General features: G+C 48.7%; 23 protein-coding genes. 11 read left to right on the top strand and 12 right to left on the bottom strand.

What is annotated here, in order from left to right; all coding sequences use genetic code 11:
• Positions 1 to 312: 312 nt before the first annotated feature.
• From HP570_RS23875 to HP570_RS23860, 4 genes are all read left to right on the top strand, one after another.
• Positions 313 to 993, top strand: a complete 681-nt coding sequence (locus HP570_RS23875; RefSeq protein WP_173627388.1) for a response regulator transcription factor — start codon at positions 313 to 315, stop codon at positions 991 to 993.
• On the top strand, positions 983 to 2,278 hold the full coding sequence (locus HP570_RS23870) for a sensor histidine kinase (protein WP_173627387.1): 1,296 nt from the start codon (positions 983 to 985) through the stop codon (positions 2,276 to 2,278). The genes HP570_RS23875 and HP570_RS23870 overlap by 11 nt, the downstream gene beginning before the upstream one ends.
• Before the next feature lie 140 nt (positions 2,279 to 2,418).
• A complete protein-coding gene (locus tag HP570_RS23865) occupies positions 2,419 to 2,706 on the top strand; it encodes a HesB/YadR/YfhF family protein (RefSeq protein WP_173627386.1) in 288 nt (95 codons plus the stop codon).
• Between the two features lie 143 nt (positions 2,707 to 2,849).
• Positions 2,850 to 3,761 carry a hypothetical protein gene (locus tag HP570_RS23860; protein WP_173627385.1) on the top strand — a complete coding sequence of 304 codons (912 nt, stop codon included), beginning with the start codon at positions 2,850 to 2,852 and terminating at the stop codon, positions 3,759 to 3,761.
• Between the two features lie 78 nt (positions 3,762 to 3,839).
• Here HP570_RS23860 and menC read toward each other — a convergent pair whose 3' ends face one another.
• From menC to HP570_RS23840, 4 genes are all read right to left on the bottom strand, one after another.
• Positions 3,840 to 4,988: an o-succinylbenzoate synthase gene (menC, locus tag HP570_RS23855; protein WP_173627384.1), complete on the bottom strand. Its 1,149-nt coding sequence runs from the start codon at positions 4,986 to 4,988 to the stop codon at positions 3,840 to 3,842.
• A 20-nt stretch (positions 4,989 to 5,008) separates the two neighbouring features.
• Positions 5,009 to 6,148 carry a M20 peptidase aminoacylase family protein gene (locus HP570_RS23850; RefSeq protein WP_173627383.1) on the bottom strand — a complete coding sequence of 380 codons (1,140 nt, stop codon included), beginning with the start codon at positions 6,146 to 6,148 and terminating at the stop codon, positions 5,009 to 5,011.
• A gap of 94 nt (positions 6,149 to 6,242) precedes the next feature.
• Complete coding sequence (locus HP570_RS23845; RefSeq protein ID WP_173627382.1) at positions 6,243 to 7,652, bottom strand: YfcC family protein; 1,410 nt, start codon at positions 7,650 to 7,652, stop codon at positions 6,243 to 6,245.
• A 179-nt stretch (positions 7,653 to 7,831) separates the two neighbouring features.
• Positions 7,832 to 9,856, bottom strand: a complete 2,025-nt coding sequence (locus HP570_RS23840) for a sigma 54-interacting transcriptional regulator (RefSeq protein ID WP_173627381.1) — start codon at positions 9,854 to 9,856, stop codon at positions 7,832 to 7,834.
• 194 nt (positions 9,857 to 10,050) lie between these two features.
• Here HP570_RS23840 and HP570_RS23835 point away from each other — a divergent pair, with 194 nt between their 5' ends.
• Positions 10,051 to 10,722, top strand: a complete 672-nt coding sequence (locus tag HP570_RS23835; RefSeq protein ID WP_173627380.1) for a LytTR family DNA-binding domain-containing protein — start codon at positions 10,051 to 10,053, stop codon at positions 10,720 to 10,722.
• A 142-nt stretch (positions 10,723 to 10,864) separates the two neighbouring features.
• Positions 10,865 to 12,376: a succinyl-CoA:acetate CoA-transferase ScpC gene (gene scpC / locus HP570_RS23830; RefSeq protein WP_173627391.1), complete on the top strand. Its 1,512-nt coding sequence runs from the start codon at positions 10,865 to 10,867 to the stop codon at positions 12,374 to 12,376.
• An 85-nt stretch (positions 12,377 to 12,461) separates the two neighbouring features.
• Here scpC and HP570_RS23825 read toward each other — a convergent pair whose 3' ends face one another.
• The gene (locus HP570_RS23825) at positions 12,462 to 13,628 is read right to left on the bottom strand and encodes an MFS transporter (protein WP_173627379.1); all 1,167 of its coding nucleotides are present in this window, start codon (positions 13,626 to 13,628) and stop codon (positions 12,462 to 12,464) included.
• A 157-nt stretch (positions 13,629 to 13,785) separates the two neighbouring features.
• On the opposite strand from HP570_RS23825, the gene HP570_RS23820 reads away from it, so the two are divergent.
• On the top strand, positions 13,786 to 14,226 hold the full coding sequence (locus HP570_RS23820) for an Lrp/AsnC family transcriptional regulator (RefSeq protein WP_012684114.1): 441 nt from the start codon (positions 13,786 to 13,788) through the stop codon (positions 14,224 to 14,226).
• Between the two features lie 76 nt (positions 14,227 to 14,302).
• Here the strand turns inward: HP570_RS23820 and HP570_RS23815 are convergent, their stop codons facing one another.
• From HP570_RS23815 to HP570_RS23790, 6 genes are all read right to left on the bottom strand, one after another.
• Positions 14,303 to 15,334: a cytochrome d ubiquinol oxidase subunit II gene (locus tag HP570_RS23815; RefSeq protein WP_064203388.1), complete on the bottom strand. Its 1,032-nt coding sequence runs from the start codon at positions 15,332 to 15,334 to the stop codon at positions 14,303 to 14,305.
• Positions 15,331 to 16,665 carry a cytochrome ubiquinol oxidase subunit I gene (locus HP570_RS23810; RefSeq protein ID WP_202890543.1) on the bottom strand — a complete coding sequence of 445 codons (1,335 nt, stop codon included), beginning with the start codon at positions 16,663 to 16,665 and terminating at the stop codon, positions 15,331 to 15,333. The genes HP570_RS23815 and HP570_RS23810 overlap by 4 nt, the downstream gene beginning before the upstream one ends.
• Positions 16,666 to 16,828: 163 nt before the next feature.
• Entirely contained in the window at positions 16,829 to 17,602 is a 774-nt protein-coding gene (locus HP570_RS23805) for a pirin family protein (RefSeq protein WP_173627378.1), read from the bottom strand.
• A gap of 54 nt (positions 17,603 to 17,656) precedes the next feature.
• Positions 17,657 to 18,043 (bottom strand): DoxX family protein, encoded by a 387-nt coding sequence (locus HP570_RS23800; RefSeq protein ID WP_012684118.1) that lies wholly within the window; start codon positions 18,041 to 18,043, stop codon positions 17,657 to 17,659.
• Positions 18,044 to 18,118: 75 nt separating this feature from the next.
• A complete protein-coding gene (locus tag HP570_RS23795) occupies positions 18,119 to 18,745 on the bottom strand; it encodes an FMN-dependent NADH-azoreductase (RefSeq protein ID WP_064203386.1) in 627 nt (208 codons plus the stop codon).
• Between the two features lie 140 nt (positions 18,746 to 18,885).
• On the bottom strand, positions 18,886 to 19,332 hold the full coding sequence (locus HP570_RS23790) for a MarR family winged helix-turn-helix transcriptional regulator (RefSeq protein ID WP_173627377.1): 447 nt from the start codon (positions 19,330 to 19,332) through the stop codon (positions 18,886 to 18,888).
• Positions 19,333 to 19,524: 192 nt separating this feature from the next.
• On the opposite strand from HP570_RS23790, the gene HP570_RS23785 reads away from it, so the two are divergent.
• The gene (locus HP570_RS23785; protein ID WP_173627376.1) at positions 19,525 to 20,625 is read left to right on the top strand and encodes a carbohydrate kinase; all 1,101 of its coding nucleotides are present in this window, start codon (positions 19,525 to 19,527) and stop codon (positions 20,623 to 20,625) included.
• 3 nt (positions 20,626 to 20,628) lie between these two features.
• The gene (locus tag HP570_RS23780) at positions 20,629 to 21,555 is read left to right on the top strand and encodes a pseudouridine-5'-phosphate glycosidase (RefSeq protein ID WP_012684122.1); all 927 of its coding nucleotides are present in this window, start codon (positions 20,629 to 20,631) and stop codon (positions 21,553 to 21,555) included.
• 79 nt (positions 21,556 to 21,634) lie between these two features.
• On the opposite strand, the gene HP570_RS23775 is transcribed toward HP570_RS23780, so the two are convergent.
• Complete coding sequence (locus HP570_RS23775; RefSeq protein WP_254495430.1) at positions 21,635 to 22,546, bottom strand: VanZ family protein; 912 nt, start codon at positions 22,544 to 22,546, stop codon at positions 21,635 to 21,637.
• A gap of 218 nt (positions 22,547 to 22,764) precedes the next feature.
• Here HP570_RS23775 and HP570_RS23770 point away from each other — a divergent pair, with 218 nt between their 5' ends.
• Both HP570_RS23770 and HP570_RS23765 read left to right on the top strand, forming a co-directional pair.
• Positions 22,765 to 25,185: a heavy metal translocating P-type ATPase gene (locus HP570_RS23770; protein WP_173627375.1), complete on the top strand. Its 2,421-nt coding sequence runs from the start codon at positions 22,765 to 22,767 to the stop codon at positions 25,183 to 25,185.
• Between the two features lie 64 nt (positions 25,186 to 25,249).
• On the top strand, positions 25,250 to 25,450 hold the full coding sequence (locus HP570_RS23765) for a cation transporter (protein ID WP_012684125.1): 201 nt from the start codon (positions 25,250 to 25,252) through the stop codon (positions 25,448 to 25,450).
• Positions 25,451 to 25,732: the final 282 nt, after the last annotated feature.

The following is a 25,732-nucleotide window of genomic DNA, read 5'->3' as shown; positions in this document are numbered from 1 at the left end:
GTGGTAACGCGTGGAGCTGACGAATACTAATCGGTCGAGGACTTATCCACACACTCTTAGCAATCATGCGTATTCAGTTTTGAAGGAATGAGGCGAAAAGCTGTATTCCCGATTACTTGTAAAAAGTAATGGAGAATACAGCTTTTTTTTGTATTTCCGCCAGTACGTACAAATCTGATTCAAAAAAATACGTGCTCTAATAAAAGGAGCGTGTGCACAGCCAAGATCGGCGAGTGTGGTCATTATTGTGATTCCAGTCGATTATGCTATGCTGAATGACATACAGCTTTTTCAAATGAAAGAGGGATCAATATGCTTATTCTTGCAGTGGAGGATGAAAAAGCGCTGCTTCAGACAATTGCAGGAGTCCTGGCCGATGAAGGATATCAGGTGGATAGGGCAGACCGCGGAGATGACGGCTTGTTATTGGCGGAACGCGGCATCTACGATTTGCTAGTCCTAGACATTATGATGCCAGGAATGGATGGTCTTTCACTGGTGAGAACGTTGCGTACAAAAGGGATAATGACGCCGGTTTTATTTTTAACGGCAAAAGATAGCGTAGAGTCGAGAGTCGAGGGATTGGATGCCGGAGCAGACGATTATTTGGTCAAGCCTTTTGCGGCCGAAGAACTGACGGCGAGAGTGAGAGCCCTTTTGCGTCGACAAGGGAAACAGAACACAGAAGGCGAGCTGGCATACGGTCCTCTATCGCTGAAGATAAATGAATATGACGGGTTTGTTGATGATGAGCCGATGAAGTTAACCACGAAGGAGTACGAACTACTTAAGTACTTCCTGCAAAATCGGGAGCAAATATTGACGCGCCAACAAATTTTTGACCGCGTATGGGGAATTGATTCAGAAGCAAATTACGGAGTGGTCGATTTGTATGTCCACTACCTGCGTAAAAAGCTGGGTGCTTACGAAGGCTTCATCCGAACGATCCGCAATGTGGGCTACATTTTGAAAAAGGAAAAAAATGATGTTTAGAAAAACGAGGATTCGGCTCGTCACGTTGAACGTAGTAGTGGTGCTTCTCTTGTTGAACGGGTTGGGAAGCGCAGTCTACTACACGATGAAGTACCGTCTCTATTCGCAGGTGGATCGAGAAATGACCAAAGTCAGCCAAAGGCTGGCAGTTGATGCTTTGCCTCGACTCCATCGTATTGAAGACGACCCTTTTCCATACAACCGTCAGGAGAGGAAAAAGTTTAACGATCTAGATCGCCGATATGTCTTGCTCGTCTGGGATAGCTTTGGTCGTGTCATCGGGACGGCATTTAGTGATAGGCTGGAGCCAGAGGAGTATGCAAAATTCCAGCATAACGGAAAAGCAGACGGAATCGAAACAAAAACAGTGAATGGACAAATCTACCGCATGCAGACAGTTACTGTTCCGAAAAAGGTCGTTGTAGGCAATCGGATACAGACTGCGTACCAGTTTCAACTGATTTACAATCTGGCGCCTGAGCAAAACGTGCTGGACAGCTTACTATACGTTGTCATGATCGGCGACATTATCAGTATTGTCATTGCGATTGTGGCTGGGTGGTTTTTGGCGAGAAGGGCACTAATCCCGATCCAAGTCTCGTGGGAAAAACAGCAACAGTTTATTGCCGATGCTTCACATGAGTTGAGGACGCCACTCACGGCCATCATGGTCAATCTAGAAAGGCTTTTCAAACACCCGGATCATACGATTGAGCAGGAAAGTGAAAAAATCATGATTGGGATGCAGGAGGCCAAGCGCTTGAGCAGGCTCGTCTCGGATTTGCTCACACTGGCTCGCAGTGATTCTAACGAGTTGCAAATCATGAATCAGACGCTGCGCTTAGACGAGGTAGCGATCAAATGCACCCAGGTTTTTGCACAACTTGCCATCGCACGGGAAATTCGCCTCGAAACAGACATCCAGCAACCTATTGAGATGATGGGGGACCAGGAACGTCTGCATCAGCTTATGGTTATCTTACTGGACAATGCCTTGAAGTACACGAACGAAGATGGACGGATTTATGTTTCTTGCAAAAAGGAAGGCGGCCGCGTTTCGATTCTCGTAAAAGACAGTGGGATCGGGATTTCCAAGGAGGATATTCCGTATTTGTTTGATCGCTTCTTTCGAGTGGATAAAATGCGTTCTCGGGCGACAGAAGGAACAGGCTTGGGGCTTTCCATTGCCAAATGGATCGTGGATGCTCATCACGGAAAAATTCAGGTCAGCAGTGAGGTAGGTATCGGAACCAGTTTTTTGGTTACACTTCCAATAAAGCCGTAAACAGATGGAAAGAACCGTTTTCCCAGAGTAGGGAATCGGTTCTTTTTTCAAATAGTGGAGCAATTCCATTTAACATACATTTATGTTTCAAATATCTCTAAATTGAGGTAAACTATAAAAAGAGAGGAGTGGTTGTACTCATGAACATGACGATCACTAAAGCAGCGGTAGCATGGTTTCGGGAAGAATGGGGATGCAAAGAAGGAGACAGCATTCGTTTTTTTGTCCGGTACGGAGGCGTTAGTACGGTCCAGGATTCATTCTCGATGGGGATTGCCAAAGAGTTGCCGAATGAAATCGGCATTTCGGCAGTAGAGGATGGCATCACATTTTATATGGAAAAAGATGAGCTGTGGTATATGAATGGAAAAGGGCTGATTGTCGATTATCGCTCAGAGACAGACGAAGTGGAATTTAAGCTGGATTAAGTAAGGAAAATGATAGCGAGTAGATGAAGGGCTCCGGATATTCGGGGCCTTTTTCTATGTGCGAAAAAATCAAAATATCATACTTTACAAACAAAAATGTATGTTATATTATGGGTGCATAAATGGAAAAAGGAGGAAGTTACATGCGTTTACTTGATTCTTACTTGGAGCTTGGCATTACGGGAATGGCACGTGCAGCTGTAGCAGGATGGTTCGACGGTCATTATGGGGCAGCTTTATTGGCAGGGTATTTCATGGATCGTGAGCACGATCTCCCTGAACATGTAAAAGAGGGCATTGAGCGGACATGCGAATCCTTCCGCAAGCAAAAACCTGAATGGTTTGTTCCACTAGATCAAGACGAGAAAGCTGACCCCTCCTTGTTACAGCACGTCATCGATGGCCTCCAGCAAAATGTGAAGCAGCTTCGGACCTCAGGCCATGGACTAGCACTAGGTGTGTTGGCATTAAAAGCACTGCGCGAACGCCCTGATATGATCACTCCGACTGTGGTGGATGGCCTAGTCAGGATTCTCCAAGCGACGACAGAAGACAGGAAAGACCGTTATTGGGGCATCGAGAATTACCATGGCATGACGATTGATGATGTCAAAGACGACGATGTTGCGCCTTACCATACAACAGCAGAGATGGCAGAGCGGGCGTTTGACGAGCTACATTTGGTTATACCGTCGCGTGATATTAACGGGGTACGTTATCATTTGGCAAGCGAGGTCGTTCATAACATCACACATGCTCATGCGTTAACAGATCTGGAGCGATTCGGTTATGAGGATATTGTGAAGCCTGGTATCGTAAACCATCGTCTTCAAATCTATTTGAATCGCCATGTTCCTCCGTTCACACTAGAGGATGAGGTGAAGGAGCCAGCTTTCGAGGAAATTTTTTCACCGCTGTACTGGGAAAGGCTCTACAGCGATCCTCATGCATTGAAGCTTCCGTATGCTGCGTTGGATCTCTTAAAGCGGTTCCCCCCGGAGAAGCGAGCTCTTGCCGAGCGTAATTTGTGCAAGCTTTTGACGATTACGGATTAATAAAATCTCACAAATAAAAAGAACAGGGAGGCCAATGGGCACTCTCTGTTCTTTTTCGCTTCGAAGGATAAATTTGGTCTACCAAGTCGGAATGACTGTCGTAGTAGACTCCTGATTTGCATAGTAGCTTTTATGCTCGATCAGGGCATTGCGAATGGCAGACTCATTGATGTCAAAACCGATCCCTGGTGTTGTCGGTACAGCCAGCAAGCCAGGTGCTGCAAAATCGATGACAGGTGTCACGATATCTTCCGCAAAGTAGCGATGCGAAGGGGATGTATCGCCGGCAATCGTGAAGTTGCTAAGCGAGGCCATCGCGATGTTGTGCGCCCGTCCAATTCCTGCCTCCAGCATTCCTCCGCACCATACAGGTACGCCGCGCTTCTCACACAGGTCATGAATCTTCTTGGCATCTGTCAGACCGCCTACGCGACCGATTTTGATGTTGATAATCCGGCAACTGCCGAGCTCGAGAGCTTTGCGGGCATCTTCTACTGTATGGATACTTTCATCGAGGCAGATCGGCGTTTTCAGTTCTCTTTGCAAGGTCGCATGGTCGATGATGTCATCATGAGCCAATGGCTGTTCAATCATGATCAAACCGAAGCCGTCCAAAGCCTTCAGCATCTCCATGTCTGCCAGCGTATACGCAGAGTTTGCGTCCGCCATCAGTGGAACATCTGGTCCAAATGTGTTGCGGATCGCACGCATTGGCTCGACATCAAAGCCCGGTTTGATTTTCACTTTGATCTTTTTGTAGCCGTCACGGATGAAGCCTTCTACGCGTTGCAGCAGTTTTTCGATGGTCGGCTCGATTCCGATACTCACACCGACGTCGATCGTCGTCCGAGTTCCGCCCAATGCTTGGGAGAGGGAGAGACCGTTCATTTTGGCGTACAAATCCCAGACGGCACCTTCCAAAGCAGCTTTGGCCATGTGGTTGCGGCGCATCCAAGAGAAGAGGCGGGATACATCATCAGGATGCTCGATCTCCCGTGAAAACAGCTGCGGGATCAAATACTTTTCGAGCATGTACCAGACCGTATCGACATCTTCCTCGTTGTAAACGGGGACGTCCATCGCGACGCTTTCGCCGAAGCCGACATGAGCACCGCTGTATGCACGTACGAGAATGCATTCCTTGTGGGTTTCAACTCCCATGCTCGTTTCAAAAGGGGAATTCAACGGAATTTTGATTCGTTGCAGGTCCACGCGTTCGATTTTCATATTCATCTCTCCTCAACCGTTCATTTGGATTGTCGCTCAAACGTATTCAATACCGTTCTTGCCAAAATCTCGATGCCGTCTAGCAGCGCTTCTTTTTCAAAAGTCATCTGCGGGTGATGAAGTCCTGGTGTCAGGCCACAGCCTAAACCAAGCATGGTCGCACGAAGCTGTGGACGTTCCTTGGTGTAGTAGTGGAAGTCTTCCGCGCCCGGTGTCTGAATCGGCGGTTCGAGCTTTTCTGCCCCCAAGGTTTGGGTAATGGCATCCGCCATGATCAGTCTCGCTTCTTCGTTCACTTCCGCCGCATAGACGCGTTCGGTGATCTCGTAAGACAGCTCAACTTCATATAGACGGGAGACGTGCTGCAAAATGTGCTCGACACGGGCGAATAGGGCGTGAATGACTTCATTCGTCTGTGCCCGTAGGTCTAAGTGGAACTGCGCCGAGCCCGGAATGATATTGCTGCTTTTGCTGCCGGCGGAAAGCTGCGTCATTTTGGCGGAATAAGGGACGAGCGGGTCGAGATGAATGCCTTTTAACTGCTCGATAATCGCAGCGGCTACCTCGATAGCGTTGACTCCGAGGTGAGGCCTTGCTCCATGAGCATCGGCACCCTTGATTTGCCCGAATACTGTACCTGCCGCTCCGTGCAGGATGGCAGAAGCAGCTGTGCCGCGCGGGATTTCCTGAATGGGACGAAGGTGGACACCGTACAGAAAATCAATATCGTCCACTACCTGCTTGTTCACCATCGCAAGTGCGCCATTTCCGCTTTCTTCTGCTGGTTGGAAAATCAGTTTCAAGCGCCCAGGGAGCTGGACGTCCATTGCTTGCAATACCATGAGGACGCCTAATGCCATGGTCATATGCGCATCGTGTCCGCAGGAATGATTCGCGGTAAAGACGCCGTTTACTTCTTGCCAAAGGGCGTCCATGTCTGCCCGTAAGCCTACGGTCAATTTTCCTGGCGTCAGATCGCCCCATTCGCCAACCACTCCCGTCACGTCATCAAAGGTAGTGACGTGGCAATGGTGTTTTTTCAAGAAGTCAGCAATGAATGAAGTGGTTTGGACTTCCTCCCAGCTTATCTCTGGATGCTGGTGTAAATGCTCGTATAGAGAAAAAATGGCGGGCTGCAATTGTTTGATCGTTGTGCGCATGGTTCCTCCATCGGTTTGTTCGTGAGTAGTCGATAAGTGAAGCGCAGGCTACGCCAATCATTTGACGCAGCCAGTTTAGTGAATAGCTCATTTGTTACGAAACGCCGATTATCACTGCTACAATGAGCGCGATTGAGGCGATCACGGCCCAACCAGCTAGCAGCTTCCAAATGAACTTGACCCATTTCTCATACGGAATGCCTGCAACAGCCAGATAGCCCATCAACGCAGAAGAAGTCGGGATAATGGAGTTGGTGACCGCATCACCGTATTGGAAGGCAAGAACCGCAATTTGACGTTGGATGCCGAGCAAATCCGCAATCGGTACCATGATCGGCATTGTTGTCGCTGCCTGTCCACTACCGGAAGAAATGAAGAGATTGAGAAAGGCTTGAATCACAAACATAGCCAGGACGTTTACGGCATCTGGCAAATGACCAATCGCCGAAGTCAGACTGTTAATCATCGTATCGATAATTTTTCCGTCTTCCAAGACGACCGTAATCGCGCGGGCAAAACCGACGATCAGCGCTCCAAACGTAACAGCTCTCGCACCAGCGACGAAGGAATCAAACAACGTATTGACCGACAAACCTCCGACGAGACCAGCAACAAGGCCCATGATCAGGAAGGAAGCGGTAAGCTCGGTCAGGAACCATTCGTACTTGAATACACCGTATACGTTGAAGGCGAGGCCACAGACCATTACCAGGAACACGAGCTTGTGGCGTGCATTCAGATCGGGAATGTCTACTGTTGCCTGTTCTTGACTTGCGTGATTCTCCACGCCATAAAGCACACTCTTGGTCGGGTCTGCTTTGACACGATACGCATAGCGCATGACGTACCAGATGGCAAAAGCAAGCACGAAGACATACACAACAGCACGGAAGGTAAGACCAGAGAAGAGCGGCAATTGCGCGAGCGACTGTGCCACCCCAACCGTAAATGGATTGATCATTCCGCCCATGAAGCCGGCTGCCGCCCCCATGGTGATCATGGCTGTACCTGTTACGGCATCAAAGCCCATTGCACGAGCCAGCGCGATACCGATCGGAACGAAGATGATACTTTCTTCTGCCATTCCCATCGTAAAGCCACCAATGGAGAAGAGGAACATGGAAGCAGGAATGAGCAGCTTTTCCCGACCTTCCAAGTGTCGGACACCTTTATTGATCCCGGCCTCAATCGCTCCGGTCTGGCGGATGATTCCGAATACACCGCTTACAATAAAGATGTAGAAAATGATTTGCGCGCCTTTTTGCATCCCTTCTGGAATCGCTTTGAACATGTCAAAGAACGAGACCGGATCACTTTCTACAGGATGGTAGCTACCGTTGACGACGATGGTTTTTCCTGAGGCAGCGTCCTTGACGCGATCGAATTCACCAGCCGGAAGCACGTAGGAAGCCAAGGCTGCCAAAATGATGATGATAAAGAGAATGGCATAGGTATGCGGCACAGAAAAACGTTTCTTTGCAGGTTTCAATGGATGTGTAGACATGAGGTCACCTCGCTTTTTTTTGCTTATGACAAGCAAGGGTCGTGCCAAGTGTCGAAATTTCCCGAATATAAGCGTTTTCAGTGGATTTTCAACGGCAAGGGAAGGGAAGAAAATGAGCTTTAGGAATGTTTATTAGGTTTTATGCAGCCTAATACATCCTATTATTCAATGGGCGGATGCTAAATCCGCCCGTGTTTTCGCAACAATTCGATACCCGCGGGGGTGATGGAGGTTCCTTGTCGAGTTGTGCCTGAACGCACCAAACCTTGCTGTTCCAGCAGTTTTAGCTTGTGCCGCAGTGCGCTCTCCGTCCAGCCTACGGATTGCAGTTCGGGAGAGTGCGCCAATTGATAACGCCCGACTGGTTTGTTGGATACGTAATAATGATGCAAGCAATACAAAATGTCTAGGTCGCGGTTGTCGTCCAAATTGGGGATAGAAGCCGTCTGCTGCTTTTTGAAAAGGCTATCCGTGAATCGTTTGGGGAGATCCTGAATGCCGATGACGGGATGCTCGCTTACTGTAATGGCATAGTCTACGACATTTTTCAGTTCGCGAATGTTCCCCCGCCAGTCATGTCGATTGAATAGCTCCATGACTTCTGGCGACCATGTTTTGCGAATACCTTGCTGCTCCAGATGCTCATCGATGAGAAGGGGAATATCGCTGATTCGCTCACGCAAAGCGGGAATCTGGATCGGCAGGACAGCCAAACGATAGAACAGGTCCTCGCGAAAGCTTCCTTGGGAAACAGCGTCTTCCAAATCGCGATTGGTAGCAGCGATGATGCGGCAATCCACAGAAAGAATTCCCGTACCGCCCACGCGGATGACCTGCTTTTCTTGCAGCACGCGAAGCAGCTTGACCTGAATGGCCCCAGAGATGTCCCCCACCTCATCGAGAAAAATCGTCCCGCCATCCGCTTGCTCAAACAGGCCGGGCTTTCCGCCTTTTCGTGCTCCTGTAAAGGCACCGTCTTCGTAGCCAAACAACTCGCTCTCGAGCAGGTTTTCCGGCAAGGAGGCACAGTTGATTGCGACAAAGGGGCCGTTTTTGCGTAGCGAGTGCTGATGAATGGCATGGGCGAACAGCTCTTTTCCCGTTCCATTTTCGCCTGTCAGCAGAATCGTTTGATTGTTTTTTGCCATCTTTTTGCCGAGCTCGATGGCTTGGAGCAGCGGTTGGCTTTGTCCTTTGATATCGGAAAAGGAGTAGGTGGCTGTATGACCGCGCAACGTAAGCGTGGTTCGCAAGCGTTGGATTTCCGTCACGTCTTTTAGCGTACAAACGAAGCCTAAATGCTCATGCCTACGGCGGATGCTTTGACTGCTGACGATAAATTGTTTGTGATCAATGGTTACGAGGGCGTCCTCCTGATCTTCCTGCTCAAAAAAGGGTTGCAGCAAGCTGTGCTCCTTCAACACCGTGTACGGTTGTCCAACAATGGTAGATGCATGTGGACAAAACAGCTCAACGGCGACGTCGTTTATAAACGTGATCAGACCTTGTTCATTGCAAGCGATCACGGGGTCTTTGACTGCCTGAAAGGTAGATTGCAGCTGGCTGTTAAGCTTCTGTACTTCTGCGTAAGAGGTGCCGAGCATTTTCGCGAGCTCAGACATTTCTACAATGAAGGCAGACAAGTACTCGCGCTCCCATTCACTGGGCACGCCTACCTTGCGACCGGTATCAATCAGGTCATGAATGCTGATTTTGCGAAAACCGAGATCGATCACCTCCACATGAGGAGGAAGAGGTACGTCAGGAACGCTCATAATGATGGCGTATTGAAATTCGAGATCATCAAATGTACAGCCAGGGTGAAAGGGAACGTAATTCAAATGATCGACATTCGCTTCTAATAGATTTTGGATGACTTCCTGTGCGGAAACTGGCGAATTGTTCATGACAGGGACGGTCGTCCCCGGAGGGATCTGCATCAGGGCTTTCATTTTGTGCAGCTCGAAAAAACGGTTTAAAACCGTGATGGGTACGGAGTCAGCAACAGCTTGACGGGCAACTGTGTACAGCTCCGGGGATTTGGTTGTGATAAAGACATGATCGACTCCGCTCAAATCGGGAATGTGCTCATGGCTGGCATAACCGACGACTTTACAATACGGCTCGAAATAAGCCCGCAGTTCTTTTAACAAAAATTCGAGAGTGTCCGTTCCTTTTGCAATCAAGACAATGGTGTGGTCCATGCTGCACCGCCTTTGCGTAAACAATCGTGAATGTTTTGTAATCTCATGATAGCACAATGCCTGGCTGTAATCGGATGGATTCGCTTGTATAGAGAGGAAAGACAAGGATTGATTTGGTGGTAGGGAAATGTGTTTTAATAGAAGATAGGAGATAGAAGATAGAAAAAGCAATAACACGAGCAGGAGGAATCAGCATGGAGGACAGATTGGTTCCAGAGGTGCTGCAAATGATTGGGGAAGTCGTGCCAGACGGGGTATCGATTGCGATCTCGGACGGATCACAATACTTGTACTATCAACCGAGTTCGAATATTGATTTGAAAATTACGCCAGGGGATCTCGTTCCCATTGGCTCGGCTACACATCAAGCCCTCTTGGAAATGGGGAAGGTAGGGCATCAGGTGGAGAGTCGTATTTTTGGTGTGCCGTACTACGGACTCTCGCTTCCACTAGTGCGAAATGGTCAGGTCGTGGGCTGTATTACCGCCATCTATCCACCTCAAAGCGTTCCGCTCACAAATCCGGAGGCGCGTCTATCGTTTTTGGTCGGAAAAGGGGAGGATGGCTGGCTGCCTATTCCGTTAACAGAGATCGTCTATATCAGCTCTCATGAAGGAAAAACGCTTCTGCACACGGCTAGTGGATCATATGCGAATAAATATAACATGGCTGAACTGGAGTACATGCTCCCGCAAGAGCGATTTGTGCGTTGTCATCGTTCATATTTCGTCAATATGGAATCGATCGGCTTTATTCACCCGCATTTTCATTCGACGTTTTTATTGGAAATGAAGGATAAGCAAAAGACGAGAGTTCCTGTGAGCCAGTCGTACGCCAGCTCGTTTCGGCAATTGCTTGGCTTCTGAAATATCTGACAAATGAGAACGGTTCGCTGTCGTTTTTTCTTGATAGCCGCGTAAATATTCTGTTTTGCTGAAAATCGAGTGCCCGCTCAGAATCCGTGTGCTAGTGTAAAAGGCAACAAAGATGGCATGGGAGGTCACAATGATGTGGGAACGCTTACGCGATAAACGACTGGCAGATAAAATCGTGACGGCTGAGGTAGCAGCAGGATGGATTGAGGATGGCATGACGATCGGGTTAAGTGGTTTCACGCGTGCTGGTGATGCCAAGGTCGTGCCGCTCGCATTGGCTGAGCTGGCGAAAAAAGAGAACAAGCCTTTTGGCGTAAACGTATATACAGGAGCTTCACTTGGCTCCGATGTGGATGCCGTAATGGCGGAAGCGGGGATCATCAACAAGCGATTGCCTTTTCAAGCTGATCCGGTTATGCGCAAAAAAATCAACGATGGCAGCATGATGTTCGTTGACCAGCATTTGTCTCATACAGCGGAAGCGATTCGCCAGGGAGCGATAGACGCGGTCGACTACGCGATTGTGGAAGCGGTTGCAATTACAGAAGAGGGCATGATCATTCCGGCTACGTCCGTGGGGAACTCCAATATTTTCGTGGAAAATGCCAAGCATGTCATCATTGAGCTGAATATGGCTCAATCGGTGGAATTGGAAGGCATCCATGATATTTATACACCAGCAAAACAAGGAGAGCGTGAACCGATTCCGCTCACATCCGTGGATCAGCGAATCGGCACAGCAGGGATTCCTGTCGATCCGGATAAAGTAAAAGGGATTGTCCTGACAAATCAGTTGGATTCTCCGTCGACGATTGTGGAGCCGGACGAAGAAACGGCGCAGATCGCGGCGCATCTGATCGACTTTTTGCGTCAGGAGGTAAAAGCGGGACGCTTGCCGAACAATCTCGCGCCATTGCAATCGGGGATTGGATCGGTAGCGAATGCGGTTTTCAACGGATTTTTGGATTCGGAATTCACGGATCTGACTGTCTTCTCGGAAGTGTTGCAGGATGCGGTGTTTGATTTGCTGGATGCAGGTAAAATTTCGTTTGCCTCTGGCTGTTCGATCACGCTGACAGCTGAAAAAATGAAACATGTCACTGAGAATTTCGCCCAATACCGGGACAAGCTGCTGTTGCGTCCGCAAGAAATCACGAACCATCCGGAGCTGATTCGCCGCCTCGGTCTGATTGCGATCAATACCGCGATTGAAGCGGACATCTACGGCAACGTCAACTCGACCAATGTATCGGGTACGAGAATGATGAACGGTATCGGCGGTTCTGGTGATTTTGCTCGCAACGCACGTCTGGGCATTTTCGTAACCAAGTCGATTGCCAAAGGTGGAAACATCTCGAGCATCGTTCCGTTTGCCTCCCATGTGGATCATACCGAGCACGATGTAGATATTATCGTCACTGAGCAAGGTCTGGCTGACCTGAGAGGCTTGGCTCCGCGCCAGAGAGCCATCAAAATTATCGAGAACTGTGCGCATCCGATGTACCGCGATCAATTGATGGCCTACTACGAGGAAGCACTCACACGTGGCGGACACACTCCGCATGTACTGGAAAAGGCATTCTCCTGGCACGTACGTTACGCGCAGGAAGGCACCATGTTGGAGAAAAAGCCAGCGTTGGTTTAGTCGAGGGAATGATGAAAAAAAGAAAACCCGCTCGGGCGTTAAAGCCTTGGCGGGTTTTTCTCGTCTCCAGTGCAAAGTTTACGTTTTACGCTCGCAAGCTTTGCTGCCTTTTTTCCTGAGCAAACGAAGCCCATGCAAAGCCAAAGCCGACGAGGACGAGCAGACCGCCGACCCAGCTGATGTGAACGATACCTACATGGTCTACGATCACTCCACCAAGTCCTGCACCCAGCGCCAGCCCAAGCTGAAAAACCGAGGTGTTCATGCTGAGGGCCACCTGCGAAGAGTGAGGGGACAGCGTGATCAAATAATACTGCTGGGCAGGAACGGTGGTTTGCACGGCAGCGACCCAGAACATAACCGTGATGATTGCCCACGTGAACAGTTGCGAAGACAGCGGCAGGATCAGCAGGATAGCCGCATGGAGAAGCAAGCTGACATACAGCGTGGGGCGAATCCCCCATTTGTCGGTGGAGACGCCTCCGATCCGCGAGCCAGCCACACTAGCGAGGCCTGCCAAGAAAAGCGTGGTGCTTACCCAAGTAGTCGTCATGGCGGAAGTGCTCTGTAGAAGCGGAGTAATGTAGGTATAGACGGTGGAATACCCTGTGACAAAGAACAAAGAGATACATAGCGCATGAATCACCCGTTTGTTGCGGAGTGCGGCCAATTGTTTGCGTAGCGGGACGGTTTCTTCCCCCTGCTGCTTCGGCAAAAAGGCGAGGATGGCAAAGAAGGGAATCAGTGTCAGGACGACAATAAGCGCGAAAACAGGACGCCATCCCCAGATGTCTCCCAGCATGGTACCAAGTGGAACCCCAAGCACGAGCGAGAGGCTGAAGCCCATGAGGATGATCGCGATGGAGCTGCCTTTTTTCTCTGGGGAGGCCATGTTAGCAGCTTGCGCGAGAGCTACCACGGTGTAGATGCCTCCGCAAAGCCCCAGCAGAATGCGGGATACCATCAGTAGGGAGAAGCTTGGGCTTATGGATGCGAGCAGGTTTGCCACTATGAAAGAAAACAGTGTCCAAAGGATGAGTTTTTTGCGTTCTACTGCCGCGGTGAGTGCAATCAAGACCGGAGCCCCAAAGGCAAAGGCCAGAGAAAAGGTGGTCACTAACTGACCAGCAAGGGAGAGGGAGACATGGGTGTCATCTGCGATCATGCCGATGATTCCGGTCACGATTGACTCGGCAGTGCCAATCATGAATTCTCCCAAGGCCAGCAATAGGATTAAAAATTTTTGGGGCAAGGTGGTTCACTCCTCGAGCTAACAAAATTGATGTAGTGACATTTTACAAAACGATTTCTATAATTTACATACATAAACAAAGGTGTTTTCGATGAGAGGATTTCTATATACAAGTTATTTGGTAGGAAACACTTATGGATTTGAAAGGATGATCTGCGTGGACCAAATTGATTATAAAATCATGAGCTTGTTGCACGAAAATTCGCGGATACCGTTCGCGGAGCTGGGGAGAATCATCGGAATGACGCAGCCTGCCGTGAAGGAGCGGGTCCGTCGTTTGGAGGAGCAGGGAATCATTACGGGCTACCACGCGTCGATCTCTCAGGAAAAGCTGGGTAAGCACACGACTGCTTTTGTCATGTTCCGCACCAAGCAATGTGCGGCGTTCATCGATTTCTGCAAGCAATCGCCGGAAGTGACGGACATGTACCGGATCAGTGGGGAGTATAACTACATGCTGAAAGTGGTAACAAGGTCGACGGAGGAATTGGTTGCCTTCTCGGAACGCACTGGGGATTTCGGCTTCTCCTATACATTGATCGTGCTAACGGCGCCGTTTGAGCAAAAAATGATGCTGGAGGAAGAGAAAATCTTCTGATCGTGCTTTTGACCGAAAAAAAGAGGCTCCGCCGTATCAGGGCGAAGCCTCTTTCCTTTTGCGTTTTGCGAAATTGCTATTTTTGCCGGACGTACTGCTCGTCCCTCATAAACAGACGCCAGAAATAAATAAAACCGGGTACGAGAATCGCAAAGCCGACTAAATAACAAATGAACAGAGCGTGGAACGTATCCGGGTGTGTAAAGCTGGACTCAATCGTCACATTGGGATAGACGATGTAGGGGAGGCGTGCTGCACCATACGCATAGCTGGCGAGCAGGTATTGCGTCGTGGCGACAATGACCGCAATCCGCGGAAGGTGGATGCCGAAATATCGACGATCTTGTGGTACCAAGAGAGCGATATAGCTAATGAAAAAGCAGACCGCCGATGCAATAAGCCACGGCAAATAGTCGAGAATGCGCTCATATAGCCATTTTGCCTCCAATTGCATCGTCATCACGGTAACCAATGCTGCAAGCAACGTAATTGGCCCCAGAAACACCGCATCCCGGCGATAGACAGAGAAAGCTTGCTTTTCACCTGCGACGAAGGAGTAGTCCGCGAGAAGCAGCGACGAGAGGTAGAGTGTGCTGCTGACGGCAAGACCAATAAAAGAATAGACGTGCGGGCTGGTCAAAAAGAGTCCCCAATCGAGAGACTCCACACCATTGATCGTTCGAGACAACCCGCCCTGTGTCACAGGGAGCACGCTGATTAACAGAGCTGGTACCAATATCCCGGTAACACCTGAAACGATGCTGAGCATCTTATCATACCTGTGAATCAGATGAGAAAACACCATGAATGTACTGCGAATCAACATCAATAACACCACGAGACATCCGGGAACAAGCAGCAGGCTTGCCAATGTGTAGGTTGCGCCAGGGAAAAAGGTAACGAGTGCGACTACAATTAACACGATAAAGACATTCACGACCTCCCAGGAGGGCGAGAGGTAGCGATTGGCGATTTGAGTGGCTTTGGTTTTTTCCCGATTCAAATAGATCATCGACCAAAAACCAGCACCGAAGTCGAAGGAGGCCGCAACGGAATAGATAACGACGAAAATCCAGAGCAGCGTAATGGCAATAATCGTATCGGTCATGCTGTTCCTCCGTCCACTTTCGGCTGTTCTGGCGGATCGAGCTCCAAGGGATGGCGGCCAAAATAGCTACGGAATACGAGTAGGGTGACGATCGCGAAAAATACGTACACCGAGAGGAAAATCCAAAATAGAGTAGAGATGCCTGCTGCTTGGGTAGCGGCGTCTACTGTTTTCATCACACGATACACCACCCATGGCTGGCGTCCTGTGCAGGCAAATATCCAGCCGAATTCAATCCCTAGCAAGGCGAGCGGGCCACTTACGACAAAGACCCAGAGAACCCAACGGGGATACTGAGAGCGCTTTAGGAGCTTCTTCCAAGCGAAGCCGATGAAACCAACGAAGATCAACAAGCTGCCGATGATGACCATTCCGTTAAATAGCGTATGGATGTAGAGTGGAGGCCATAGCTCCTTTGGAAAGTCGTCCAGACCGACCACGACCTCGTCAAAGCGGTTGGCTGCAAGGAAGCTGAGCGCCCATGGAATCTCGATAGCGTATTTGACTTTTTTTGTCTCGGGATCGGTAAAGCCGCCAATCGCGAGTGGGGCATAAGCTTGTGTTTCAAATAGTCCTTCCGCAGCGGCCAGCTTTTCCGGCTGGTATTCATGTAAAAGCTGCGCTGATTCGTGACCGTTCAAGGCAGTTAAAAGGGAAAAGGTGCCTCCCACGATTAAACCGGCCAAGAGTGCTTTTTGGTGATACAAATAAACCCGACTCCCTTTTTCGGCGCGAAGCATTTTCCATGCTGCTACTCCAGCGACGATGAATGCCCCCGTCATATAAGCAGAGACAGTTACATGACCTGCCGTCACGAAAAAGCTGGGATTAAAAAAAGCTTTCCAGGGGTCCACGTCGACGATCTGCCCATCGACCATCCGAAAGCCAGTTGGCGTGCCTTCAAAGGCGTGGACATTCGTAATCAGGATCGCGGAGGCCGTCGCACCAAGCAAAACCATAAACAAGCTAAGCAAACGCATGTTGCGGGATAGGCGGTGAGCCGCGTAGACGTAGATGGACATAAATAAGGCTTCCACGAAGAAAGCGAATATTTCGATCTGAAAAGGCAGCGAGATCACCTTGCCGACAATCGCCATGAACCCAGGCCATAGCAGGGAAAGCTGGACCCCAGCAATCGTTCCAGAGGGGATCGCGACACCTAGCAAGATCGCCTGCGCTTTTGTCCAGCGTTTGGCCATAATCTCGTAATCGCGGTCACGCGTCCGCCAAAAGAGGAGCTCCACCAGCAAAATCATGAGCGGGAGACCAACACCCATGGTCGCAAAAATAATGTGAAAGGCCATAGTCGTCCCGAAAATGGCTCTGGTCATCACGATATCTTCCACGTTCAACTTCCTTTCTGATCGACACCAAAAATTGTTAACGATTTCCTCGTTAATGTCCCATGAGGAGGCGGAGTTTATACGAAAAAGACCGTCACAAAAATGTGACGGCCGGGCTTGATGATAGGATAAGGGCGTTTGGAAGAGTAGATTATTTACGATAGAGTGGATAATCAACCTCAGTTGGTACCTGAATCAACACCAGGCGGAGCGGAGCATCCGTTGATGCTGTGTAGATGGCTGTGTTGCTTTCCTCGGTGGAGAGAACGACAAAGTCACCTTTGGTTGCCGGGGTGTGATTCTCGCTGACAGTTGCTTTCTCTGCAACGCTTCCGTTTCCTTCCACTATGACGACTGCGTGAGCATAACCAGCCGGGAGTTCTTTTGCATACGACTTTCCAGCGGGAATCGTGATATCGCTCATAAAGGAATCCGTGACCAACTGAATGGGCGCAGGCGATCCGATGATGTGCTTCACTTGCACTCCATCAACATCCTCAGACGGAAACTCCTCATGATCAAACTGATGGTAAGTCGGTGGTTGCTTCGTCGTTTGTGCCAGATGCGGTTCAAACCAGATTTGAAACATTTCCGTATCCTTGCCGAGCTCTTCTGCATGGTACGCGCCTGAACCGGTTTGCATGATCTGTGCGCCGCCTGTCGACACCTCTTGAAGATTTCCGAGCGTGTCTCGATGTCCGACTGTCCCTGTGAGGACATACGACAAAATTTCAAAGCCGGAGTGAGGGTGCAGCGGAATTTCAAATGTCTTCAGTGATTTTGCCCATGCCCAGTAAAAAAGTGGTCCTACCCGTTTGACAACGGAGCCTTCATGAGGGAAGCCAATTGGTTTGTTCTCTACGATTTCACCGTCGCCAAAATGTCCTTTTGCTTGCTCGTTCTTTGTATAGACGCGGATTTCCATCTGATGTTCCTCCCTTAGTACGATTGCTGGCTTACGGGTTGTGAGGAGTTACCATTAAAACAAGATGTATGCACCTGGACCGATCAACGCTACACCAATAACTACTGCGATTATTGTCAGGTTGTATTCGAATCCGTTTTGTGTCACCCAATATCCATTTTGCCCGTGTACCTTTAGAATGGCAACCAGCATTGTGAAAGCAAGTAAAATAGCACTTGGCCAGATACCTACGCCTGCCGCAAACATCAGACCACCAACGAGTTCAGACAATCCAGCGACAAAGGCCATCGCTACGCCAGGTTTCACTCCGATGGACTCCAGCCAGCCGCCTGTTCCTTTCAAACCATAACCACCAAACCAACCAAACAATTTCTGCGTACCATGACCTGCAAACGTCAAACCAATGACCAAACGAATTAACAACAATCCAGTATCCAACACTTTTCATCTCTCCTTAATTACTTTTAATTAGTATATCTTTATTTTGAGATATTAGTCCAAAAAGGCTGGCGGGCCTTAGAAGGATTCCGCCAGTTTTACTGCTTTTTCTACACCAGCTGCAACGAGCTCAGCTGCTTTGTCTTGGAATTGGTTGTGACCTTCTACGATCACTTCGGTTACATTGCTAACGCCCCAGAAGCCGAGGATCGTGCGAACGTATTTGTTTGCCATTTCCATCTGAGCCATAGGCCCTTCGGAATAAACGCCACCGCGTGCGCTCAACAGAGCTACTTTTTTGTCGCCCATCAGACCAACTGGACCTTCAGCTGTGTACTTGAATGTTTTACCTGCTTGGGAGAGGTAATCCATGTACGAGTGCAGAACAGCAGGAACAGTGAAGTTCCACATTGGGAAAGCAAATACGACTTTGTCTGCTGCTGTAAACTGGTTCAGGTATTTGTTAACCAAGTCAGCACGTTTTTGCTCATCAGCAGACAGCTCGATGCCGTTTCCTGCTTTCCACATAGCAGTCAGCATGTCGTTACCGTAATAAGGGAGGTTTTCTGCAAACAGATCCAACTCAACGATTTCGTCATTTGGATGTGTTTCTTTGTATGCTTTCGTGAAAGCTTCGTACAGCTTTACACTTGTAGCCTGCTCAACTGGGCGATCGTTTGCTTTAATAAAAAGTACTTTACTCATGGAAATTTCATTCCCCTTCCGTTTAGTAAGTCACTAACTTTTAATGTGTATATCTTGATTTTAAGATTATTACGTATCGGATCTTTTGTCAACACTTTTTTGAAAGATAGTGTTGGAGAGTGGGGACGGGGACTGCTCTTCTAAAAAGTAGCTTGAGCAGTACGTCCCAATTTTTTAAGCAGTTCGATTGCTTGACGCTGTTCTTCTGGTGTGAGACCTTCCATCGCTTTCTCAATTGCGAGTTGATGAGGCGGGAAGATTTCAGACAAAAATTGATGCCCTTTTTCAGTGAGTTCTGCAAAAATGACGCGTCGGTCTGCTGAACAGGGCTTGCGAATGAGCAGTTGCTTCTTTTCGAGTTTGTCCACAACGTATGTGATGTTTCCGCTGGAGATCAATATTTTTTCGCCAATTTGCTGCAATGGTTGAGGACCTTTATGAAATAATACCTCTAGTACGCCGAATTCAGTTGGATTAAGTCCATGCTCGCGAATGTGACGATTGGAGTGAGCGGTAACCCAGTTGTATGACCTTGATAAAACGACAAAAAGATCGAGGGGATCATTTCGCAGTGGTTTGTCAGACATATGGACCCTCCTTTACATCTACATCGAAATTTCGATATCTCTAATTTAAGATAATCCTACATGATTGCATTCCTATTTGTCAAATTTAGAAAAAATAAAATGAAAAACACGCTTGTGAAAACAGTTGTCTACGTGATAAACTTTTGTTTGTAAACAAGCTGTGAAAGCGTAACAGAAGAAAGGAGGATGACCGTGGAAAAAGACATGCAGATCCTTCATCATATCCGGCAAAATCCTTTTATCACGCAACAGGAGCTGGCTGATCTGATTGGCATCTCACGTTCAGCGGTAGCTGGCTACATCGCACAGTTGACCAAACGCGGGGAAATCAAAGGACGGGCTTATGTACTTCGTGATGAAGGAATGATTGCTTGTATCGGTGGGGCCAACCTGGACCGCAAAGCACGCGGCAAGCAACAGGTGCGTCTACACTCATCCAATCCCGTAACGATTATGGAATCGTGTGGAGGGGTGGCACGGAATATCGCGGAGAACCTCGGTCGTCTTGGCTGCAATACGTCCCTCATCACCAGCGTTGGCGAGGACAAAGAAGGCGAGTGGCTCTTGCAGGAGACGAAAAAGCACGGGGTGCACATCAGCCAAGTGTGGCGACTGCCTACACAGCGTACGGGAACGTATACGGCGCTTCTCGATATTGACGGCGAGATGGTTGTTTCCTTGGCGAACATGGATATTTACGATACTCTCACACCGGAGATGTTCGCAGAAAAATGGTCGCACATTGCAGCAGCCCACGTGGTTTTCATCGATACAAACATTCCGGCGGACTGCTTGGCTTACATCATCGAACGTTGCCGGGAGGAAAACATCCTGCTCTTCGTTGACCCGGTCTCTTCCATTAAAGCAAAGAAGCTCCCACAGCAATTGGACGGAGTAGAAGCGATTTTGCCGAATCGCGAGGAAGCCGAGCTGATGGCTGGCATGAAGATCACGACGATTGAAGAATGCGCCGAGGCTTGCCGCAAGATCAGGGAACGAGGCGTCAAGCACGTCATCGTGACCTTGGGAGAAGAAGGCATTTACTATCAATCCGAGGACGTTGAGGAGCATATGCTTCCATATCCAACAGAAGTAGTAGATGTTACGGGTGCGGGAGATGCGTTCGCGTCGGGACTCTTGTATGGCATTGTAAACGGAGAGTCTTTCCAGAGGGCGTGTCGCCTTGGGGTGGCAGCATCCGCTCTGACATTGCAAACAGAGCAGTCCGTATCTCCTCTATTAAAAGCAGAACAATTGGAACTGGCCGTAGAACAATTCGAAAAGGAGCGATAAGAGATGAAACAATATTTGACCTTTACTGAGGAAGTACGCCACGCACTGGAGAACAACCTGCCGGTAGTTGCGCTGGAGACAACGATCATTTCGCACGGTATGCCGTATCCGCAAAACATCGAAATGGCAAAAGAAGTAGAGCAAATCATTCGCGACAATGGTGCTGTACCAGCTACGATCGGGATCATGGACGGCAAAATCAAAATCGGTTTGACTGACAGCGAGCTGGAAGAGTTTGCGACGAACAAAAATGTAGCAAAAGTAAGCCGTCGCGACTTCGCTTATATTTTAGCTAGCGGTAAAATCGGTGCGACTACAGTAGCCGCTACCATGATCGCAGCTGAGATGGCTGGTATCCACATGTTTGCAACTGGCGGTATCGGTGGGGTACACCGTGAAGGCGAAATCACTTGGGACGTATCTGCTGACCTGACTGAGTTGGCGCAAACAGATGTAGCTGTAGTATGCGCAGGTGCGAAATCGATCCTCGATATCGGCCGCACACTCGAATATTTGGAAACGCAAGGTGTACCCGTTGTGGGCTACCGCACGGATGAATTCCCTTCCTTCTTCGCTCGCAAAAGCGGATTTGGCGTAGACATGCGTATCGATACACCAGAAGAAGTCGGTAAGATGATGAACACCAAATGGGATCTGGGACTCAAAGGCGGTATGATTATCGCGAATCCAGTACCAGAATCTGATGCACTCAACCACGAGGAAATCGAGGCTGTGATCCAAAAGGCACTGGCAGAAGCAAAAGAAAACAACATTGCAGGGAAACAGGTAACGCCATTCATGCTCGATAAAGTGAAAAAGCTGACAGAAGGCAAGAGCTTGGCAACAAATATCGCGCTGGTGAAACACAATGCTGAAGTAGCTGCGAAAATCGCGGTAGCTTATCAGAAAGAAGCGAATCAAGGTAAATAAGAGAGAGATTAAACAACAAAATAGGTAAAGAAAAACGAGCCGCTAGAATCGCTTCTAGGGCTCGTTTCGTTTATTTTACTCACTCCCACCAATGTTGCATTCCACGGATTCCAACGTCCCACAGCTTAGCGTTTCCGGAGACGATAATGGTAATTTCGTTTACCTCGTTAAAAGGCATCTCCCTTAAAGCTGCTGCCCCTTGATAGGATTGTTCGTTTAACTGAGATAGTTCTTGTCCATCTACGATGATTTTGGCTTCACCCTTTGAGCCCCCATTGTCGGGAATGCCGAAATAGAAAGAAAGCCAGACATTTTTTTGGTTCCCCAGAATATAGTTGTATGTTTTGGTTGATTCCCCTTCACTGCTATACACGTTCATTTTCGGCTCTATTCGCTCACCTGCTACCGAAAAGCTTGGGAGATTCTCCGTCATAGGTGTAGTTCCTGTCATTTCTTTCATAACCGTTAATGATTGAACGGGGCCTTCTCTTTTTTGGAGGATTTCAGAGACAACCATGACTCCAAATACAAGTACAACAATAGTTAGAGCCGAAGCCATGAGCTTTTTATAAGAAAGGTTTGAAGAAAATCCAACTCGATAGGAAACATAACCAATCGCTGCCCCTATTGTATTGGATATCACATCATTTACATCAAAGCTACCAAGATATGTTAGGGCCTGAACTGTTTCTAGAACGAAAATCGCTAAGACAAACAAGGATATGAACTTCCCAAATCTTACACGATACAACAGGGGAAATAATATTCCAAAAGGGATAAAAGCAACAACGTTTCCGAAATCAACAATCCATGAATAAGTTAGTTCTGGAAATGTAAGTGGTACTCCTTCTGGAGCAAGGATAAAGGTGTATCCATCTACACTAGTTGCACCGTCGAGCCTGTTAAACGCAAAGAACATAAAAAATAAAATGAATATCGTATAGCATATGGTCCCAACTAAGATGATTTTCCGTGATTTCGTTTCCATCATTTCAATCTCCTTAAAGCTATTTGTGTCTGAATGATTTTACTCTGAATGAATACGTAAGTGATTGGCTGTTAGTCACTTGAAGCCCATTTAGAAAAAAATTGAAAAAAGCACTTGATATACCCTGAGGGGGTATTGTATAGTAAAGGTGTGATCAGGAAACAACGTTAGGGAAACGATACGATAAAATATACCCCCAAAGGGTATTTGGAGGGATTATAATGAGTGCCAAAACAGCAGAGGCAACAGTCGCAATCTCAGGGATGACTTGCGCAGCTTGTGCACTGCGCATCGAAAAGGGCTTAGGAAAAATGGAGGGAGTGGAGACCGCCAACGTCAATCTGGCTTTGGAAAAATCCACAGTGGTGTTCGATCCAACGAAAACGAACATCGACGACATCCGCTCCAAAATTGAATCGCTCGGCTATGGCGTCGTCTCTGACAAGGTGGAGCTAAACATCTCGGGAATGACGTGTGCGGCTTGCTCCACACGGATCGAAAAAGGCTTGAACAAAACAGCTGGGGTTCTAAAGGCAAACGTGAACCTGGCGATGGAAACAGCCACTGTCGAGTACGATTCCTCACAGGTAAGTGTGACGGACCTTATTCAAAAGGTAGAGAAGCTAGGGTATCAGGCGACTCGCAAGGAAGATGGAAAAGAAGAAGAAAAAGTAGATCGTCGCCAGGAAGAAATCAAACGGCAGACCCGCAAGTTCTGGATTTCCGCGATTCTGTCGCTCCCACTGCTCTGGTCGATGGTGAGCCACTTTTCCTTCACCTCGTTTATCTGGCTGCCTGAAAGCTTGATGAATCCGTGGGTACAGCTCGCATTGGCCACACCGGTACAATTCATCATCGGAGCACAGTTTTACGTCGGAGCTTTCAAAGCCCTTCGCAACAAGAGTGCCAACATGGATGTGCTGGTTGCTCTCGGTACCTCGGCAGCTTATTTCTATAGTTTATGGGTCGCGATCAACTCCATCGGTGCTCATGGTGGCCACATGTTGGAGCTGTACTTTGAGACCAGTGCGGTACTGATCACGTTGATCGTTTTGGGTAAATTGTTTGAAATGAAAGCAAAGGGACGTTCTTCGGAAGCGATCCGCAAGCTGATGGGCTTGCAAGCAAAAACAGCAGTAGTCGTACGAGATGGCGTCGAAATGACCATTCCTGTAGAAGAAGTGAGACTAGGCGACGTCGTTCACGTGAAGCCAGGCGACAAAGTACCTGTCGATGGCATCGTCATGGAAGGGCAGTCCGCAGTAGATGAGTCCATGCTGACTGGCGAAAGTATTCCGGTGGATAAAGCTGCAGGCGATACCGTCATCGGCGCCACCTTGAACAAAAACGGCTTTTTGAAGGTCCAGGCAACCAAAGTCGGAAAAGAAACGGCTCTGGCGCAAATCATTAAAGTAGTGGAAGAAGCACAAGGAACAAAAGCACCGATTCAGCGTGTAGCTGACAGCATCTCCGGGATTTTTGTCCCAATCGTAGTAGGGATTGCTATTCTTACCTTCTTGATCTGGTACTTTTTCGTTATACCTGGCAACTTCGGTGAGGCTTTGGAAAAAGCAATTGCCGTACTCGTAATCGCTTGCCCATGCGCCCTCGGTTTGGCAACACCGACCTCAATCATGGCGGGCTCTGGACGCGCAGCTGAGCTGGGCATCCTGTTCAAAGGCGGGGAGCATCTGGAGACGGCTCACCACTTGGATACGATCGTCCTCGATAAAACAGGGACTGTAACCAAAGGCGAGCCAGAACTGACAGACGTCATCGCCATTGATATCGAAGAACAAGAGCTGCTCTCTTTAGTCGGTGCCGCTGAGAAAAACTCCGAGCACCCATTGGCTCAAGCTATCGTTCGCGGTATTGCGGATAAAGGAATCACTGTGGCTGATACGGGTTCGTTTGAAGCCATTCCTGGTTTCGGTATCCGGGCCACCGTCTCCAGCAAAGAAGTACTCGTCGGTACCCGCCGTTTGCTGGAAAAACATCAAATTTCATACCAAGCAGTGTCCGATACCATGCTGGCACTGGAGCGCTCCGGTAAAACGGCGATGCTCGCAGTCGTCGAAGGCAAGCTCGCTGGTTTGATTGCCGTAGCGGATACGATCAAACCAACCTCCAAGCAAGCGGTTCAGCGTATGAAAGCAATGGGATTGACTGTGATCATGATGACCGGTGACAACCGTCAAACCGCCGAGGCCATTGCCCGTGAAGCAGGAATCGATCACGTCATCGCAGAAGTCCTGCCTGAAGGCAAAGCCGCAGAAGTGAAAAAACTGCAAGAACAAGGCAAAAAAGTCGCGATGGTCGGCGATGGTATCAACGATGCTCCTGCACTCGCTACCGCTGACGTCGGTATGGCAATCGGTACAGGTACAGATGTGGCGATGGAAGCAGCCGATATTACCCTGATGCGCGGCGAACTGACTAGTGTCGCAGACGCCATCGAGATGAGTAAGCTCACCATCCGCAACATCAAGCAAAACCTGTTCTGGGCATTGGCCTACAACACCTTGGGCATCCCAATTGCCGCAATCGGCTTACTCGCTCCATGGCTTGCCGGTGCCGCAATGGCCTTCAGCTCCGTATCCGTCGTACTCAACGCACTAAGACTGCAACGAGTGAAGCTGTAACAACAGTAACAAGCGGCTTCGTCCGCCTTACCTATACAACATAAAATGCAAGGAGAGATTGATCATGACAAATATCACATTGAACGTAGAGGGCATGTCTTGCAATAAATGCGTAGCGCGCATCGAGAACACATTGAAAGATCTTGGTGCAGAAGGCAAAGTAAACCTGGCTGAAAAAAAGGTTGAGGTTTCCTATAACGAGAGCAACTTGACTCTCGATGCAGTGAAAGAAGCTATTGAAGACCAAGGTTACGACGTCGTTTAATCATTGTATCTTTGAAAAGCAAAGCTCCTGCCTGATTCATTGAGGCGGGGGCTTTTTGGTGTTGAGGTAAAAGTGGCTGTAGGGGAGGGGAAGAAGCCCATTTCCAGTCTACGCTTCCACCTACGCCCCGCAAGGGGTTAGACTGTCCGCTACGAAATAAATGTCGGGAGCGCTTCAAAAGTAGAGTTTCGAGGATGTATTCGCAGAGGTTGAAGCTGACAACCCCCGCCATTCATTTCTCCGCTAAGTAGGGCTCCAGAGGCGCTAGGACTGGAAATGTTC

This window comes from Brevibacillus sp. RS1.1, from assembly GCF_013284365.1.
Lineage (GTDB): Bacteria > Bacillota > Bacilli > Brevibacillales > Brevibacillaceae > Brevibacillus > Brevibacillus brevis_D.
This window is presented reverse-complemented; position numbering and strand designations above follow the sequence as displayed.